Origin of the sequence: Anabaena cylindrica UHCC 0172 (assembly GCF_034931625.1) — a bacterium.
Classification (GTDB): Bacteria; Cyanobacteriota; Cyanobacteriia; order Cyanobacteriales; family Nostocaceae; genus Anabaena; species Anabaena cylindrica_A.
The window spans coordinates 1-18,291 of the sequence record NZ_JAYGGY010000051.1; the positions used below are offsets into that span (position 1 = coordinate 1).

The 18,291-nt window shown below is 41.1% G+C and carries 9 protein-coding genes; all 9 read right to left on the bottom strand.

The window, feature by feature from the left end:
* Positions 1–339 precede the first annotated feature (339 nt).
* The 9 genes from VB713_RS12705 to VB713_RS12745 all read right to left on the bottom strand — a co-directional run bounded on the left by VB713_RS12705 (position 340) and on the right by VB713_RS12745 (position 18,210).
* Positions 340–1,641 carry a response regulator gene (locus tag VB713_RS12705; protein WP_323311890.1) on the bottom strand — a complete coding sequence of 434 codons (1,302 nt, stop codon included), beginning with the start codon at positions 1,639–1,641 and terminating at the stop codon, positions 340–342.
* Positions 1,638–4,424: a CHASE2 domain-containing protein gene (locus VB713_RS12710; protein ID WP_323311891.1), complete on the bottom strand. Its 2,787-nt coding sequence runs from the start codon at positions 4,422–4,424 to the stop codon at positions 1,638–1,640. Before VB713_RS12710 ends, VB713_RS12705 begins: the two co-directional genes overlap by 4 nt.
* A 516-nt stretch (positions 4,425–4,940) precedes the next feature.
* Complete coding sequence (locus tag VB713_RS12715; RefSeq protein WP_323311892.1) at positions 4,941–5,858, bottom strand: DUF928 domain-containing protein; 918 nt, start codon at positions 5,856–5,858, stop codon at positions 4,941–4,943.
* 111 nt (positions 5,859–5,969) lie between these two features.
* Entirely contained in the window at positions 5,970–8,519 is a 2,550-nt protein-coding gene (locus tag VB713_RS12720) for a CHAT domain-containing protein (protein ID WP_323311893.1), read from the bottom strand.
* A 2-nt stretch (positions 8,520–8,521) separates the two neighbouring features.
* Positions 8,522–8,809 (bottom strand): hypothetical protein, encoded by a 288-nt coding sequence (locus tag VB713_RS12725; protein WP_323311894.1) that lies wholly within the window; start codon positions 8,807–8,809, stop codon positions 8,522–8,524.
* 29 nt (positions 8,810–8,838) lie between these two features.
* Entirely contained in the window at positions 8,839–11,355 is a 2,517-nt protein-coding gene (locus VB713_RS12730) for an S-layer family protein (RefSeq protein ID WP_323311895.1), read from the bottom strand.
* A 66-nt stretch (positions 11,356–11,421) separates the two neighbouring features.
* Positions 11,422–13,935, bottom strand: a complete 2,514-nt coding sequence (locus tag VB713_RS12735) for an S-layer family protein (RefSeq protein WP_323311896.1) — start codon at positions 13,933–13,935, stop codon at positions 11,422–11,424.
* Between the two features lie 43 nt (positions 13,936–13,978).
* Positions 13,979–16,480, bottom strand: a complete 2,502-nt coding sequence (locus VB713_RS12740) for an S-layer family protein (protein WP_323311897.1) — start codon at positions 16,478–16,480, stop codon at positions 13,979–13,981.
* A gap of 44 nt (positions 16,481–16,524) precedes the next feature.
* Entirely contained in the window at positions 16,525–18,210 is a 1,686-nt protein-coding gene (locus VB713_RS12745) for an S-layer family protein (RefSeq protein WP_323311898.1), read from the bottom strand.
* Between the last annotated feature and the right edge of the window lie 81 nt (positions 18,211–18,291).

Consider the following 18,291-nt stretch of genomic DNA (forward strand, 5'->3'; position numbering starts at 1 on the left):
GCCTCAACCCAACCTACCATATAATGACTTTTGAGCCTTAACCGACAAGTATTGGCACTTCTTGCTTTTTCAGGTTCTAGATGAGTTTTAACTTCTTCTTTTTTCTTTCTCTTGACTCCTAATTAGGGCTTGCTTAATAAACATAAAACCTATATATATCAATAGTTTGAAGCTTGAAAATGTAAATAAGGTACAAGGAATTAAGTGTTGACACCATCAAAAACCTATCACTTGATCAGATTCAAGACTATTCTTACTTCCTCCTAACTCCTGACTCCTGACTCCTGACTCCTGACTCCTGACTCCTATGGCAAAGTCTCAACCAAGTCAATTTTGAGTCTAAGTAATAATTGGCAAGGTAATAATAAATTCAGTTCCCTCATCTAGTTTAGAATTCACAGTCACTGAACCGTTATGTTTTTCTACCACAATCGACTGAGCGATTGCTAATCCTAAACCTGTTCCTTTACCGATACTTTTCGTAGTAAATAAATGGTCAAATATTTTTTCTTTGATTTCTTCAGTCATTCCCTGAGCATTATCAGTAATTGATATTTTTACTTGGTTATCTTCTACTGATGTTTTAACTATAATTTTGTTGTGCTGTGTCTTCATATCTTCAAGAGTTCGTCTGCTATTTGCTTCTTCTAAGGCATCAATGGCATTGGCCAGAATATTCATAAATACTTGATTTAATTGGCCTGGGAAGCACTCGATTTTAGGTATCTTACCGTACTCAGTAAATACTTCTATTGCCGGACGTTTTTCGTTGGCTTTGAGACGGTGCTTGAGAATTAAAATTGTGCTATCAATACCTTCATGCAAATTAAAAGGTTGTTTATAGTCTCTATCTGCCCTGGAGAAAGTTCTTAAGCTATTGCTAATATTTTCAATGCGATCGCAAGCTACTATCATTGAGTCAATCATTTTGGATATGTCTTCTGTGCAATAATCCAAATCTATATCTTCGGCATGGTTAATAATTTCTTGGCTGGGACTTGGTAGGCTTTCTTGATAAAGTTTTAAGTGTTCGACAATATCGCTAACATTTGTTTTTGCTTGTTTGAGGGTAGCGGAAATAAAACCCAGGGGATTATTCATTTCATGAGCTATCCCAGCAACCAAATTACCCAATGCAGACATTTTTTCACTTTGAATCATTTGCAATTGGGTATTTTGTAGCTGCTGTAGAGATTTGGTCAATTCAGCAGTACGTTCTTCTACCTGTTGTTCTAAAGTCCGAGTCAGATGGGATAGTTTCAGGTGTAGTTTTAATCGGGCAATAACTTCTGCTTGTTGAAATGGTTTGGTGACATAATCAACTGCACCAATTTCCAATCCTTTGACTTTATCTGTAGCATCAGATAATGCTGTCATAAAAATAACGGGAATATTCTGAGTAATTGAATTAGCTTTTAATCTCCGACAAGTTTCAAAGCCATCAATCCCAGGCATCATCACATCGAGGATAATTAAATCTGGGTGAGCATATTCTGCTTGTTCGATTGCTGACTCTCCATCATTGGCCATCAGTGCTTTCCAACCATATCCCTGAATCGCTTCTGATAGCACTTTGAGATTATTCGGATTATCATCTACTAAAAGAATATACATTGGTTTGGAGAGAAGATTGTCAATCATTTTACTGTTTTCTCAGCTACTAAAGATTTAATTAATTTACGGATTTTTGCAGTTTGGAAACTGTCAGTAAGTTTAGTTAACTCAGTGGCAAAAGAAACTAGTTGGTTATTCTGCTCGACTTGGGTTTTTAATATTTCTTCTATTCCCGATATATCCCCCATCATTGCTAAGTGATACAGTTGTTGCAAAACTTCCTGAGATGGCAACATTAATTCACCATTGATAGTAGTCTGTTTTGGTTGCTGTAGAGATGGTTTGTTAGATTCAGCATAAGTCCAATCAACTTTGAGTAGAGAACGCAAGGCATTAAGCAGTTCATCTCTCTGGAGGGGTTTCGGTATAAATGCGGCTGCACCTGCCTGTAAACTTTGCTGGCGATTTGATTCAAAGACGTTAGCACTGGAAACAATAATGGGAATATTATGGGTTGGCAGATTTTCTTGCAGGTGAACTATGAACTCAAAGCCATTCATATTGGGCATGGCTAAATCAAGCAAAATCATATCGGGTTGACTTTCACTAACTAATTGCAAACCTTGTTTTCCATCGCTGGCTTCTTGAATGCGACAGCCAATTTCTTGTAGCAAGCTGGTTAATATTAAACGATGGTTTGCATCATCATCAATAATGAGAATTTGCGGTGCGTGACCTTGAATGCCAATAATTTTTTCTTGGTTTGATGTGTTTCCTTCTAAAGCTAAAGGCCAATTCTGTTCCAGGGATACTGGAACTGTTATATCTAACCAAAAAATGCTTCCTTCCCCTGGACTGCTTTGTACTTGAATTTGGCTGCCAATCAGTCCGGCAATTCTTTGGCTGATGGTCAATCCCAAACCAGTACCTTCAGAACGTTTTCCTAGATTACCTACTTGCTCAAAAGGCAAAAAGATTTTTTCGATCTGGTCAGCTGACATCCCGACTCCTGTATCTTCTATTTGGAAGCGAATTTTTGCAGTTGGGGATTGAGCAGATTCAAGGTTGCTTTCTAGTAGCTCGACTTTAAAGGTGACACTACCGCTACCTGTAAATTTAATGGCATTGCCCAGTAAATTTATTAATACTTGTCGTAATCGCTTTTCATCGGTTTCAATGGTAGATGGTAAGCGATCGCTAATTAAAATATGAAAGCGAATCCCTTTCTCCTCGGCTCGGATACCACAAATTTCTGTTACGCCATGAAGAAAACTTGGCAAATCTAGGCTATTGGTGACTAATTCGAGTTTGCGAGCTTCAATCTTCGACAAATCGAGAATATCATTAATTAACATCAATAGATGGGAGCCACATTGATGGATAATGCTAATTCCGTCGCGGTTTTTTTCGGTTAAGTTGGGCGATTGTGCTAATACCTGGGCAAAACCTAAAATACCATTGAGTGGTGTGCGTAGCTCATGACTCATATTAGCCAGAAACTCACTTTTGGCATGGTTAGCAGCATCAGCAACTTGCTTTGCTTCCAAAAGTTCATGAGTTCGTTCTTCGACTTTTGTTTCTAAGGTTTTAGAATAATCTAATAGCTGACTATTAGCAATTTCTAGTTGCTGATTTGTTTCTTCTAATTTCTGCTGTTTATAGGCATTGGTTGTCGCCACTACACTGCTGATGAATGCAGCTAAGGTAGGTGTGATTGGAATCAGCAGGCCAACCAAAAACATTCCGTAACCACCTCCCATCAGTGTTGTACTAATACCTACTGTTGCCCAGAGAATTTTTCCCCCTGGAATCCACCTGCCTTTACGCGCACTAGCTAACCACCAACTACCGGTAGAACCCATTACAGTCCACAAAACAATCCATAATAAGAAAACATTACCAGATACACCGTGGAGGGTGGTTTTTCCTGTTTTTGCCCCTCGCACTAGTTGGAGAGCAATATTGGCGTGAACAACAACACCAGGAGTTGGTTTTTGGGCAGAAATCAAAGAAGAACTGAAGGGCGTGTTAAAGAAATCATTGGTACTAGTGGCAGTTGATCCAATAAACACCATGCGATCGCGCATCAAGTTGGCTGGAATTTTTCCGGCTAATACATCACGCATGGCAACTGTCCGAAATGCTGTTTCTGAACCATGCCATTTGAGCAGGATTTGATAACCTCCGATATCGGCATCACCATAGCCTGCTTCTTGATTACTCAGTGGTTCATAAATTGCCTTACCCAATTGAAACTTCTGCTGCTTTTCGTCAATTGATTCTAAGGTGATCTTTTCAACTTCCAGATATTTGAGGGCGACAAGGGTTCCTAGTCCAGCTTTGATGTTGCCATTGTCTTTTTCATCTTTAGCTGTAAGGAGGGCGCGACGCACATGGCGATCGCTATCTAGAACCGAATCAGCTAATCCCACTTGGTCATTTTTTTTGAGTTCTGGTGGGGGGTTGACACGCTCACCAATGATTTTTTCTACTCCAATCAAATTGGGAGTAGTCCGAAAAATTTGCGCTAGTTGCTCATATCCTCTTCCCTCTGGCAAATCTCGATACAAATCCAACCCAATTGCACGGGGTTGTTGTGACCGAACTTTTGCGAGCAATTCTGCCAGCGCCCAATCTGGAACAGGCCATTTACCTACAGATTGAATATCGCGTTCATCTATTGTGATGATTACTATCTCATCAGCTATGTTCTCTGGGGTGGCTAGGCGCATCCATTCATCACGAAGTTTCCACTCAGGTAAATTGAAAAGTCCCAAGGATTGCCCAATCATCACTGTCAGGGCAACACTAGGAGTAATAATCAAAACGCTGCGAGTGCGTTGGATGAAAGCTTGGAATTTGCGCCACATAATTACGCTACACGCTGAAATAATATTGATGATAGCCGTCGTCGTTGTGCTGAATGCTCTAAACGCCTGTGAAGAAATTATCAGGAGATCAGAGAGTTAGAGCATGAACCACGGGACTTTTATTAGTGTGAGATTTTATAGCCCTGCTGAGGCATTGTCCCACAATACTTGTTTAGAACTAGTTTCAATACAGTTCAGTCAAAGCCAATTGAGTCCATATTTTGGTTTGAACTGAACCGTATTGAAATTAGAGTAAGCCACAAAATAAATGATCCTGTCTTGTCATGCTGAGTGCAGCAAAGCGGAACGTATCCCTTACGGGAGCCGGAGGCTCTAGCATCTCGGAGGATTCTTTCCTTCAGAACGCTACGCGAACACTACACTTCGTTTCGTATGGCTATAGCTTGCGTGACGACGTAGGAGTCATATGCCACACTATGCCTACGGCACACTACGTGAACGTGAACAGAATGACATTGAGCATTTCTTTTTGTGGAGTTTTCTTAATCTAATTTTCTAGTTGACAGATACTAATGGAGCTTTTACAATCTCCTTCAAGTTCACCGAAGAAAGAAGTTCTTCCCATTGTTTGGTTATACTTGGGTTATTGGGTTGGGCAGCTTGTAAGGTAGCTAGTGTGGCTAGACAGTCATACCACACTCCATCTTTACCGAAAGCAGTTGCCAGCTTCAAAGCATCTTTTTGTTGCATTGCCGTTGCCAAGTCAGCACTAGGATGGATGCGTTGAATCCATCCATCGACATAAGGTGTACTGGGGCTAAGTTGTCCATTCACCTTCAGGGCTAGGAACCATTGGTACTTCTTACCAACAGCTAAATCTGGCGCATTCGCAGGCAATTTAAAGGCAACTACACCAACTTTTTTAGCGACTGGGATAGTCGTACTGTAATGCATATTGCCAGCTTCATCTTTCACGCTGAATACAGCTTCTTCTGCATTAGAAGCAGGTAAATGCACCATAATTGTAGGACGTTCCGACACTGTTGTGCCATAGAAGCTTTGAGGCAGAAGCGCAATTAATGCTGCTGGGCCAGATGCTCCAACAGTCGAAGGATTCAAGTAGTAAATACCAACGCGAGAAGCCCCACCATTTGCTTGTTGGGGAGCGCTGTTACCTTGAGCAGGGGTAAATAAATTACCTCTAGAAGCCCCACCACTTGCCTGTTGGGGAGCGCTGTTACCTTGATTAGGGGTAAATAAATTACCTCTAGAAGCTCCTCCCGTGGCTTGGCTAGGAGCGTTATTTCTGGCTGGGGGTGTAAATAAATTACCTCTGGAAGCCCCTCCAGTTGCTTGGCTAGGAGCGCTATTTCTAGCCGGGGGTGTAAATCTTACAGCATAGGCACTAGTCCATATACTGCTAGCCAAAAGAGCGATCGCGCTCAATGTACTAACTAAATATCGACGTTTCATGATGTCTCTCCGTCCCTAAGTAGGGTATATATTAGCTTTTATAAACGAATATGGAGCAAAATACCATAAAGGAAATATATTTTTATCACATTTTTTTTTGCTAATACGTAGTTAATTCCAATTTCCAACTAAAACAAAAGTAGACCAAAAGAATGGATCATGAAAATCAGTTTTATGAATCATGCTTATTTGTGCTTGACGTAATGCTTCGGCTTTAGTAATTTTTGGTTGTCGCAGTTGTTCATAAAAGCGAGTCATCAGTATTTCTGCGGCTTTATCTTTGACTGGCCAGAGGGTGGCAATGGTAGAACGGGCCCCGGATTTGATAGCTAAACCCGCTAGACCAAGGACGGCGCGATCGTCTCCGGCAGCAGTATCACAGGCGCTTAGTACCAGTAATTCAATCGCTTTTGATGAATCTCCACCGCGATTTCTGAGGAGTTCTGACAATTCCTTGACATTAATGCGTCCATCCCACGTAAGTAAGTAAGTATCTTCAAGACGGGAGCTAAATTGTCCGTGGGTTGCGAGGTGAACAACATCAATATTAGCGGATTTAATGCGATCGCCAAGGGCTTTATTGGTAAATTCTTGGTTGAGTAGAAGCTGAGACTGTATTGACTGAGATATTTGCTTAACTTCTGATGCCACCGCAGGCAAGGCAGCAAACCCAGAGCGAGACTCGCTAATACCACCAACGATCGCATTAATTTTGTTTTGCTGGAGTGGATGGGCAGCCATAAGTTGCAATCCTGGTGAGAGGGCAATGGCATATTTCTCAATCAAATATTGCTTGCCATCATACAAAGCTGCCATGGGAATGTTACGCAATTTTCCATCCAAAACAAACACTAATGTTTTGGTATCTTTAAAAGCTTGATCCTGTTCTGCTGGACGAATCAGCCAGTCATAAATTTGTTGGCTAAATTTCTGCCGCTCTTGAGAATCGGAAACAGGGTTAAGGGAAACGAACAAATTATTCAGAGTTTGCTCAATTTCTGCTTGAGATTTTTGAGTAACATAGTAACGCAGAGGTTTGCCGGTTTGGGAGAGAATTACCGCCAAGCGATCGCTTAAGATAATTGGGTAAATAACCGTTGCGGTGCGATCAACTTTGTCAATCTGCTGCGCTTTATCCAAACAAGCTTCCCGGAAAAAGTTATCGAGTTCAGCGACTTGCAATGATTCAATTAATTCACGAGCGTGCATTAATTCTGCCTGTGTTGGTTGTTCATCCAGAAGTAACTCCACTAGTTCCCGATATACAGGTTCTACACTTTCGCGGAAAGAAAATTGGACATCTGGATTAACAGCAACCATATCCCCCCGCAGTGCCTTTAATGATTTAACTGCTTCTGTATAGGCTGTAATCGCTGCTGATTTATTACCCTGACGTTTATATAATCTTCCTACCTGCCATGCCGATTGAGCAATGATATCGTCAGCTTGGAGTTGACGGGCTATATCGAGGGATTTATCTGCTAATTTCTTGGATTCAGACCATTGTTGTGTCCGGTTGTAAAGTTGTCCCCACTGGTATAGTGCGTATGCTTCTGCGGGGGCATCTTGAATTTCTTGGGCAGATTTTACTGTAACTGCCATGAGTTCTGCTAAGTCATTGTTTGGTAAAACTGTGTCGGGTTTTGCCAATTTATTGAGGGTAGCGACAAAATTAATCGCTGCGTAAAGAGAATCATGGCTGGGTGGCATTTCTGCCAGTTGTTGTCGCAATTGAGGAGCGAGGGGAATTGCATATTCCAGTTTGTTGTAATCGATCAACAATTTGAACTGAGCCAAACGTGCTTGCAACTCTTCGTTAGGATTAGTAGTAGCTTTTTGGGCATCTTCAAAGTAATTTAATGCTGTTTCTGGGTCTTGGAAATGTGAGGCATTTTTTCCTAGACTTAAAAGGATAGAACTTAACTGAGTTTTCGATTGAATTTTATTTGCTGTATCTAAACTTTGTTCTAAAACTTGCTGGCTTTTGCTATCACCGATTGCTTGTAAAGCCCAACCTAGCGATCGCAATCCACTAACTTTAACTTCCGAATCTGGCATTGCTGCCAATTTTTGCGTTAGTGTTTCTAACTCCTGTCTCGAACGACGGTAAAATCCCAAACTTTGTAAAGCTTGTGCTTGGTTAATTTGACTACCCAGACTGCCTATTGTATCGCCAGCTTGCTCATAATATTTTTGTGCTTGTTGCCAGTTTTCGATGGCAGTTTCAGCTTTACCAGTACGCAACTGTAAATTTGCTTGGGTATTCAGTGTTTGCGCCCAGACAATTGCATCAGCAGCGGGTTTAGCACTTTGCAAAATTTTGAGACTTTGCTCAATAGAATTTTGGGCTGGTTCCCACTGGTTCATTTCCTGTTGTGCTAAGGAAAGATAACTCAAACTTAAAGCTTCGTTTAAGTTATCTCCGTGGGTTTGATATTGTTGCGCTGCTGTTTGCCAAGCCGTAATAGCTTCGGTAAAACGTCCCGCACGATAGAGATTTCGTCCCTCTTCTAGCCCGTTAGCAGGTTGGGAAGCAGAGATAATTGGTGCTGTTGTTACTGATGGAGATGCTTTGACGGATGTGCTAATAAATACCAAAGATAAACTTAATATACTTAAGCCAACATACAGCCAACGAGTTCGTTTAATTCGGAAAGCCATAATTAATTACTTATGATTGAGAAATTTGTTCGATGATTCGTCACGCCACAAGTGTTTAAATAATCACTATTATTTATAGTACCCAACTTATGATCAAATTTATCAGTTGATGAGCGATCGCTTTGTTCAGGAGTACTGAATACCGAGTAACCCATAGATAAACCGAGGAGATTGAAGTCAGGATTCATTATTTCTTGTGCGGTAAAATGATCACCAATTGAGTTAACAATGGTGTTAGTAGTAGCATCGGATATCACTTGAGCATGAGCCGTATGACACAAAATCAGCATTAATCCTAAATTGTGGAAATTTAGGAAAATTAACTTTTGGAAACGGCAGCACAAGTTGAGTATGATGGCAGATGAGCAGGAGACTTAGCTGCGATTAACTCAATTTTGCCGATTGCATTCCGATGCCAACCTGTAGCTTGAACAAACACTTGTGGAGATGGAGGTATTTGAGCTTGTGCTGCCTCTGTTTGACGGTATGCAGAGATATCGCGGATGTCAGACCAAGTGCGTAGACGTTGTCCGTCGAAGACATCACTCTTCACATCCTGTGTAGGATTTTGCGGTATCCCACCTCGTCCCGTGGCGACAAAACTACTACTACTAGTATCATTAGAGCAACCTGTCGCTATTTTTTGAGATGGGTCTGTCACATTCTCTGGCAATTCGACTAAGCCAGAACTAGGGTCAACACCCACGTTATTGATTTGGACTGAACCACTGACATTAAATTGCGAACTAGCGGTAATGTCATTGGTGTCAACTTCTCTCGGATTCAGGAGGTTGCGGTACTCTAAGCCGATAATGTTCTGAGTGTCAATCTGAATATTGCCACCTTTTCCTTCAACTGCATTGGCAATAATATCACTGTTCTCTAAACCGACAATGATCGGGGCATTGATAGTAATATTACCACTATCACCGCTGCCACCAGATTCTGCATTAATGAAACTGCCATGACGCATCAGTAGTAAATCCCGCAGTTGCAAATTAGTATTCCCACCTCCACCTGATTTTGTAGATGCTGAAATGCTCGCCCCATTGTTTAGTCGTAAGGTATTCGCATTGATGTTTAATGTGCCAGCGCTACCAAATCCAAGGTTCTCAACAAAAACCGTTGCACCATCACTGATATTCAGAACTGAGGTGTTAATTGTTGTGTCACCAGAATTAGCCCTAGAAACTCCAAAAACAGGACGAACAGCCGTACCAATATAGCTGGGATTTTCAGGATTTTTTACACCGCTAACATCAATTGATTCAGAGGCGTTGATAGTCAGTGAACCCGCATCTCCTAAAACTATGCTAGAAGCAGACACTCTAGCACCAGCTTGAACCGAAAGTGTACGAGTATCAATTGTTAAATTCCCTGCCTTACCAAACCCGAATGTGGCAGCAGACAACAGACTAAAATAAAGACCGTCTGGCGCTCCCTCACCTGTCACCTGAATCGTATCGGCCTTCACTACGACATCACCGCCATTACCTGAAGCATAAGGTCTGGCTGCCACATTAGCGCCAGCTAAAATAGATAGATTTTGAGTGGAAATGTCAATATTTCCACCATCCCCACTCCCAAAGGAAGCAGTGAATATTTGGCTGACTGCTCGAAAAGGCGAAGGATCTCCAGATGCAAAACCGTTGACCTGCATTTGATCAGTATTGAGTGTAATATTGCCACCTGGTGCTGCGCTAAAGGTACGGTTTAAGATATATCCACCTTGATTAATATTCAATTTTGGGGTGGTAACGATAATATTGCCAGCGGCACCAGAAGAAATAGTTTCATTAATTAAACTGCTGGAACTTTTAAAATCAGCAGACTTGCCGATGATATCGAGGGACTCTGTGGCATTGATAGCAATATCACCAGCAGTTTCGTTGCTGAGATTTTGTACTAATATCAGCGAACCATCTCGGATATTGACCTGTTTTCCCTGAATTTGGATGTCTCCTCCACTTTTCCCAGTGAAGTCGCTTGTAGATGCTAAAGCTTCTTGGGTGATCTGAATATTGCCAAAACTTGAAGCATTGGGATAAGTTAAGGCGAATCCTTGAGGTATGGAATTGAGGGCGACGCTTGAGCTAGTGATACTACCTAGTTCTATTCGTCCTCCTGGTGCAGTGAGTAACCCTCCTGCCAAGGCAATATTCCCACCCACCAATGCCAGCGTTTTTCCAGGTTGCACTTGCAAACCACGTGAATCAAGGTTCAATCCAGAAATACGAGATGAAGAACTTAACTGGGCATTGTGTCCTGCCCCTAGGACATTAATTGCCCCAGGATTGCTTCCCATTTGCAAACCCACAGGTACACTCATAATGAGCAAAGGAGTTGTATTCGCGTTAACAGCACTAAATTCTACTCCATCGGCAAATTTAATACTATTGGCTGTCGTCCCCACAAATGAACCGCCAATATTCAACTGAGCATTTTCTCCAAAAACAATTCCGTTAGGATTCATCAAAAACAAACTGGCGGGATGATTACCATTGAGAGTCTGAATCAAACCATCAATATTGGAAACATTTCCACCTGTAACCCGACTAAATATAGTTGTAATATTTGGCGTGTTTATTAAATCAAAGCTGGCAGCACCACCCGTAGGCACAGAGAAATTACTGAAACTGTGAAATAAATTATTACCTTTTTCAATACCATTGAGAATGGTAAAATTATTGCCGTTTGAGTTGACAGTGGTATTGGTTGTAGCATCGGATGTCACTTGAGCGATCGCACCGCGACTCCAAAGGAGTATCGGTATTTGAATGATCCCTGGAATTAATAACCCAGTTGTGAAGATCAATAGAAAGGGTCTAACTCTCATGACTAAATAATTTCCTGGACTTGATTTCAACTTATTGTTCCCTAAATGGCCTGTTTTATAACATGACTAACTTTTACTTTTAGGAATGGCAGCACAGGTTAATGGTGATTGTGATTGTACGTGAGTGAAAGAGTTATCTGCCACTAATTCAATTTTCCCGCTCGCATTACGTCGCCAAGAAGTTGCTTGCATCAAAGATGCTGGAGTTTCTGGCATTTTGGCTGTGACTGGGCTATTTTGACGATATGCGTTCAAATTGCGAACATCAGACCAAGTGCGTAGGTGTAGTCCGTCGTAGACATCGCTCCTCACATCCTGTGTAGGATTTTGGAGTATTCCCCCTCTTCCTGTAGCGACAAAACTACTACCACTGGTATCGGCACAACCTGCGGCAATTTTTTGGGATGAATCTACTAAGTTTGCAGGTAGTTCGACTAAACCAGAATTGGGGTCAACACCGATATTATTAATATCAACTGTGCCGCTGACTCCAAATTGAGAACTGGCGGTGATGTCGTTTTCTGGGGTGAGTTGGTTGCGAAACTCTAAGCCGAAAATACCCTGAGTGGTAATTTCAATATTTCCACCCCTGCCACTGACTGCATTGGCAATAATATCACTGTTTTCTAAACCCACAATGATGGGTGAATTAATGGTGATATTGCCACTATTGCCTGTACCACCAGCTTCGGCATTGATCAGACTACCATTACGCATGAGTAAGCGATCGCGCAGTTGCAGATTGATATTACCGCCTTCACCTACTTTTGTAGATGCCGAAAGACTACCGCCATTGTCAATATCTAAGATATCTGCGTTAATTGTTAAAGTTCCGGCATCACCTAGAATTTGGTTTTGAGCAAAAACTTTTCCCTGGTTGCGAACGGTTAATTTAGGAGTATTGATGGTGACGCTACCAGCTTTGGCAGTAGAGTTGCTATTATCACTAATACCAGCAGATGTGAACACAGTGAATTGACGAGCGATCGCTCCAATATAGCTGGGATTTTGCGAGTCTTTTATCCCACTTACATCAATTGACTCAGAGGCATTAATCGTGAGGTTGCCAGCGTTCCCAAAATTCACAGTAGAAACTGAAACCAAACCTCCATCTTGAATTGACAGTGCGCGGGTATCAAGCTGAAGATCGCCAGCATTCCCAGAACCAAAAGTATTAGCTGATAAGAGACTAATCAATAAAGATCCTGGCAGGGTATTCAAACTTGATACCTGAACAGTATCGGCATGAATCTTAACATTGCCACCATTACCAGTGAGAAAGCTTCTCGTACCGACATTACCACCACCAAAAATTGTCAAGCGATCGCTAGAAAGCAATAAATCTCCACCTTGACCTTTGCCATAAGTTGCAGCTATCAACACGCCAAATATCGGCGCAGGAGAAGGATTACCAGGTTGAATCCCACCCACTGACACTTCATTTGCTTCGACTACGACATTACCACTGGGTGCTGAACTATAAGTACGGTTAATAACGATCGCACCTCGATCAATGGTGAATTTTGGGGTAGTAATGGCAATATTTCCTGATGCCCCAGCTTGTAGAGTTTCATTGACTATACCACTGGAACTTTGAAAGTTTGGAGACATCCCAATCACTTGTAGCGATTCTGTGGCATTAATGGTAATATCCCCCGCAGTGTTGCTACCTAGATTTTGTACTGCCACCAAAGAACCATCCCGAAGATCGATATTTTTTCCCTGAATTTGAATTGACCCTGGACTTGTTCCGCGAACAGATGCTACAGCACCTTGGCTCATCTGAATATTACCAAAGCTCTGGGTATCATGAGGATAGCTAAGTGTTAATGCTTGAGAAGTTAAATTGATATTTGTATTGCCTTGAATAACGCTTCCTAGTTCAATTCGTCCTCCTGGTGCGGAAAGAAAGCTACCATTTAGGACAAGATTACCACCCACCAAAGCTAGTGTTTTTCCAGATGACAGCTGTAACCCATTGGAACTGGTTAATCCAGAAATAGGAAATGAGCCATTTAATTGCTGATTATTTCCTGTTCCCTGAACGGAAATCGTTCCCGGATTGCTACCAAACTGTAGCCCAATTGGTATACTCATAGTCAGCAAAGGCGTTGTATTGCCATTAACTCCACTAAATTCCGTCCCATCGGCAAAATTAATACTATTAGCAGTAGTTCCCACAAACGAACCACCAATATCTAAGCTGGCATTTGGTCCGAATAAAATCCCGTTGGGATTCATCAAAAATAAACTGGCAGGATAATTACCGTTAAGAGTCTGAATCAAACCATCAATATTAGAAACATTGCCACCTGTAACCCGACTAAATATAGTTGTAATATTTGGCGTATTAGTTAAATCAAATGTCGCTGAACCACCTGTAGGCACAGAGAAATTACTAAAACTATGAAATAAATTATTACCTTTTTCTATCCCATTGAGAATATTGAAATTATTACCACTTGGGTTGACAAGGGTGTTTGTAGTACCATCTGATGTTACCTGTGCATTTGCAGGGAAAATCATCCCACCTATCAAGATTCCACTGATCAAACCCAAGCACAAGGAATTTAACTTCATTTACACCATCTCCATTTAGACTTGTACTTATTATTCCCAAAAATTAGCTTTTAGTAACCGCAGCGCAAGTCAATAATTGTGGCGTTGGTGCAATAGATTTATTTGCAACTAATTCAATTTTCCCGCTCGCATTACGTCTCCATGAAGTTGCTTGCACGAAAGATGCTGGAATTTCTGATATTTTGGCTGTAACTGGGCTATGTTGACGATATGCATTCAAATTGCGAATATCAGACCAAGTGCGTAGGTGTAGCCCGTCGTAGACATCGCTCCTCACTTCCTGTGTGGGATTTTGAGGTATTCCCCCTCTTCCTGTAGCGACAAAACTACTACTACTACTTGTATCTGCACAACCTGCGGCAACTTTTTGGGATGAATCTACTAAGTTTGTAGGTAGTTCTATTAAGCCAGAATTGGGGTCAATGCCAAAATTGTTAATTTGTACAGTACCGCTAACTCCAAATTGAGAACTTGCTGTAATGTCGTTTTCTGGGGTGAGTTGGTTGCGAAACTCTAAGCCAAAAATACTTTGGGTAGTAATGTTGATATTACCGCCATTTCCGTCTACAGCATTGGCGATGATATCGCTGTTTTCTAAACCGATAATAACTGGAGAGTTGATAGTAATATTACCGCCATTGCCAGTTCCTTGAGCTTCTGTAGAAATGAGGCTGTTATTTCGTAGAATCAAGTCAGATTTGAGATTCAAGTTGATATTACCGCCTTCCCCAGAAGCGGTATTGGCAATTAATTTACCTTGGTTATTGAGTCGTAAGGAATTTGCATTTATAGTTAAAATTCCCCCATTTCCCAATCCTTCATTATTGACAGTAACTAATGACCCATTATCTATTTGCAATTTAGGAGTATTAATGGTTGCATTGCCAGCATTTCCACTAGGGCGATCAGGAAGTCCAAATGCTTGACGCAAAGTTATTGGTAAAATTGGAGCTGCTGCGCTAATACTGCCATTACTGAGTTCTATTGATTCAGAAGCATTAATGGTGAGGTTGCCACCAGCACCACTATTTAAAGTTGCAGCAGAAACAGATCCATTATTGTCTAGAATCAGCCTGGATGTATTTATATTTAAATGACCACCATTACCTTGGCCAAATACAGATGAACTAATATTAGCAGGAGCTAAAGTTATTGGATATATACCCTTAACTTCTATAGTTTTGGAAACATTCACATTTACATTTCCGGTATCCCCTTTTCCAAAATTGTTAGAAATAATTAAGCCTCCATCTGTAATTGTTAGGTTCGATGCAGTGATATTTATATTGCCAGATTGCCCAGAGCCAAAGGTAGGTGTAGCAATTCCACTAGTAGCAATCAGATTTAGCGGTGATACACGATTAATTTGAATATCTCTAACAATATTTACATTAATATTACCTCCAGAGTCGAAACCATAAGTTCTTGCTAGGATAATACCTCCATCATTGAGGAGTAAATCTCCAGCAAAAACATCAATATCAGCACCTTTCCCTTTCCCCAGAGTTTCAGTCATCAAGCGACTAGAAATAACTCCCGTCACAATTCCTACATCCGGTGCTGTTCTGACATCTCCAGAAAGGTCTAAAGAACCTGTTGCACGAACGCGAATACTACTCGGTGCTTGGCTTCCCACAGTTTGAATCAAGGCAGCAGAACCATCTTTAAGGCTAATATTTTGCCCTTGTAATTGAATTCCACGACTATTTAACCCACTTGCATCAACTAAAGATTGATTTACAAGTTGGATATCTCCAAAATCTTCGATATTTGCATAATCCAATTGAAAATCTGAGGATGTAGAATTAATATTAACTGTACCAGCTTTGACTGCACCTAACTCAATCCTGCCATTTTCAGCAGTTAAAACACCACCTGATAAATTCAGATTTTGTCCAACTAATGCGATCGCTTTTCCGGAATTCACCTCTAAGGTTGATTGGGTATTATCCCGAATTACAGGGGTAAATCCTCCTCCTGTCAATTGATGTCCATTTCCCTGTATTTGAATATCTCCTGAATTCTGCCCCATCTGCAATCCTACGGGTACGCTCATGGTCAGCAAGGGGGTTCCGGAGGCATTTACCGCACTAAACTTAAACTCTGTCCCATCGGCAAATTGGATACTTTCGGCAGTTGTCCCCACAAACGAACCACCAATATTCAAACTGGCATTTTCTCCAAATACAATCCCGTTAGGATTCATCAAAAACAAACTAGCAGGATGATTACCGTTAAGAGTCTGAATCAAGCCATCAATATTAGAAACATTGCCACCTGTAACCCGACTAAATATAGTTGTAATATTTGGCGTATTAGTTAAATCAAATGTCGCCCAAGCACCAGTGGGTACAGAAAAGTTACTAAAACTATGAAATAAATTATTACCTTTTTCAATACCATTGAGAATATTGAAATTATTACCACTTTGATTGACAAGGGTGTGAGTTGTTCCATCTGATGTTACCTGTGCATTTGCAGGGAAAATCATCCCACCTGTCAAGATTCCACTCATTAAACCCAAATACACAGCAGTTAACTTCATCTACACCATCTCCATTTAGACTTCTACTTAATGATTCCCAAAAATTAGTTTTTAGTAACCGCAGCGCAAGTCAATAATTGTTGCGTTGGTGCAATAGATTGATCTGCAACTAATTCGATTTTCCCGATCGCATTACGTCTCCAGGAAGTCGCTTGTGCTAAAGATGCTGGAATTTCTGATATTTTGGCTGTGATTGGGCTATTTTTTTGATATGCAGAGATATCGCGAACATCAGACCAAGTCAGATCGCTCCTCACATCCTGTGTGGGATTTTGAGGTATGCCACCTCTTCCTGTAGCGACAAAACTACTACTTGTATCTGCACAACCTGCGGCAACTTTTTGGGATGAATCTACTAAGTTTGTAGGTAGTTCAATTAAGCCAGAATTGGGGTCAATGCCAAAATTGTTAATTGTGACTGTGCCGTTAAGATTAAATTCGGAACTAGCGGTAATGTCGTTGGTTAAGTCTTCCCTAGGGGTGAGGGTGTTACGGAATTCCAGACCAATAATACCTTGAGTGGTAATGGCAATATTGCCACCTTTTCCTTGCACGGCATTGGCAATAATATCACTGTTTTCTAACCCCACTATTACAGGTGATGTAATTGACAAGTTACCGCCATTGCCTTGACCCCTAGCCATTGCGGAAATCTGGCTATCGCGGCGCATCAATAAGTAATTTTGCAAGTTTAATTTGACATTTCCACCGTTGCCAGAAGCCGTTGATGCGCTAATACTACCTTGATTGTTGAGGAAAATTGAGTTGGCATTAATCTGCAAGTCTCCCGCACTATTGGGTCCATCATTTTTGACAGTAACAAATGCCCCATCTGTGATACTTAATATTGGGGTGTTTATAGTTAGAGAACCAGCTTTACCAGTGGGAATGGCAGGAAGTCTCAGCGCAGCTTGAGTGATAGGATCGAGAATTTCGGCACTTGAGGCAATGCGAGCAGGAAGTATTGAGTTAAATGCTCTACCTTTCACCTCTACAGATTCTGAAGCATTAATTCTGACATTACCTGCTGCACCGGAAGCCACAGTGCTAGAACCTAGTATGCCACTATCTCGAATCAATAATCTAGATGTATTAATGAAAGTGCTACCAGAGTCTCCTGTGTTACTAGTCGATGAACTTATTGAACTTGGGAATGCTGTAAAGGGGTTATTACCAGCAATTTCAAGTAAATCTGCGATATTAAATCTTAAAATTCCAGCCTGCCCTGAGCTTTGAGATGTAGTAATAATAGTGCCACTATTCATAATTCTCATGTTACCAGCTGAGAGGTTAATATCACCTGCTGTACCTGAGTTTAACGTGACGGAACTGATTGAGGTTGAAACAATGGGATTAGCAAGGGCAAAGCCATCAATATCAATCATATTCATAACATTTGCTGTAATATTGCCACCATTGACGGGTGTAAATGTCCAGTTACGGATGCTTGCCCCATCTTTCAGTAGTAACCGTTCCGCAGAAAGGTTAATATCCCCTGATGGTGTAATGCCTAAGTTGTCAATTTGGATGAGACTTTCTAATTTGCCATCGGATGTATTTCCGGTGAGACTAATATCCTCAGTAGCTTTGATGGTAATGCCATGAGATGGTTGTTGGATGCCAAAGTTGTGTAGCAAACCGGCAGAACCTTCTGTAAAGCTAATATTCCGTCCTTGTAATTGAATTGAGCCACCGCTACCGCTAGCATCTAACAAAGATTGTTGCGCCAAATGAATATCATTAAAGTTATTAACTGTTAGACATCTCCGAAAAACAATTAAATTATGCTATAAGAATATAAAATAATATTT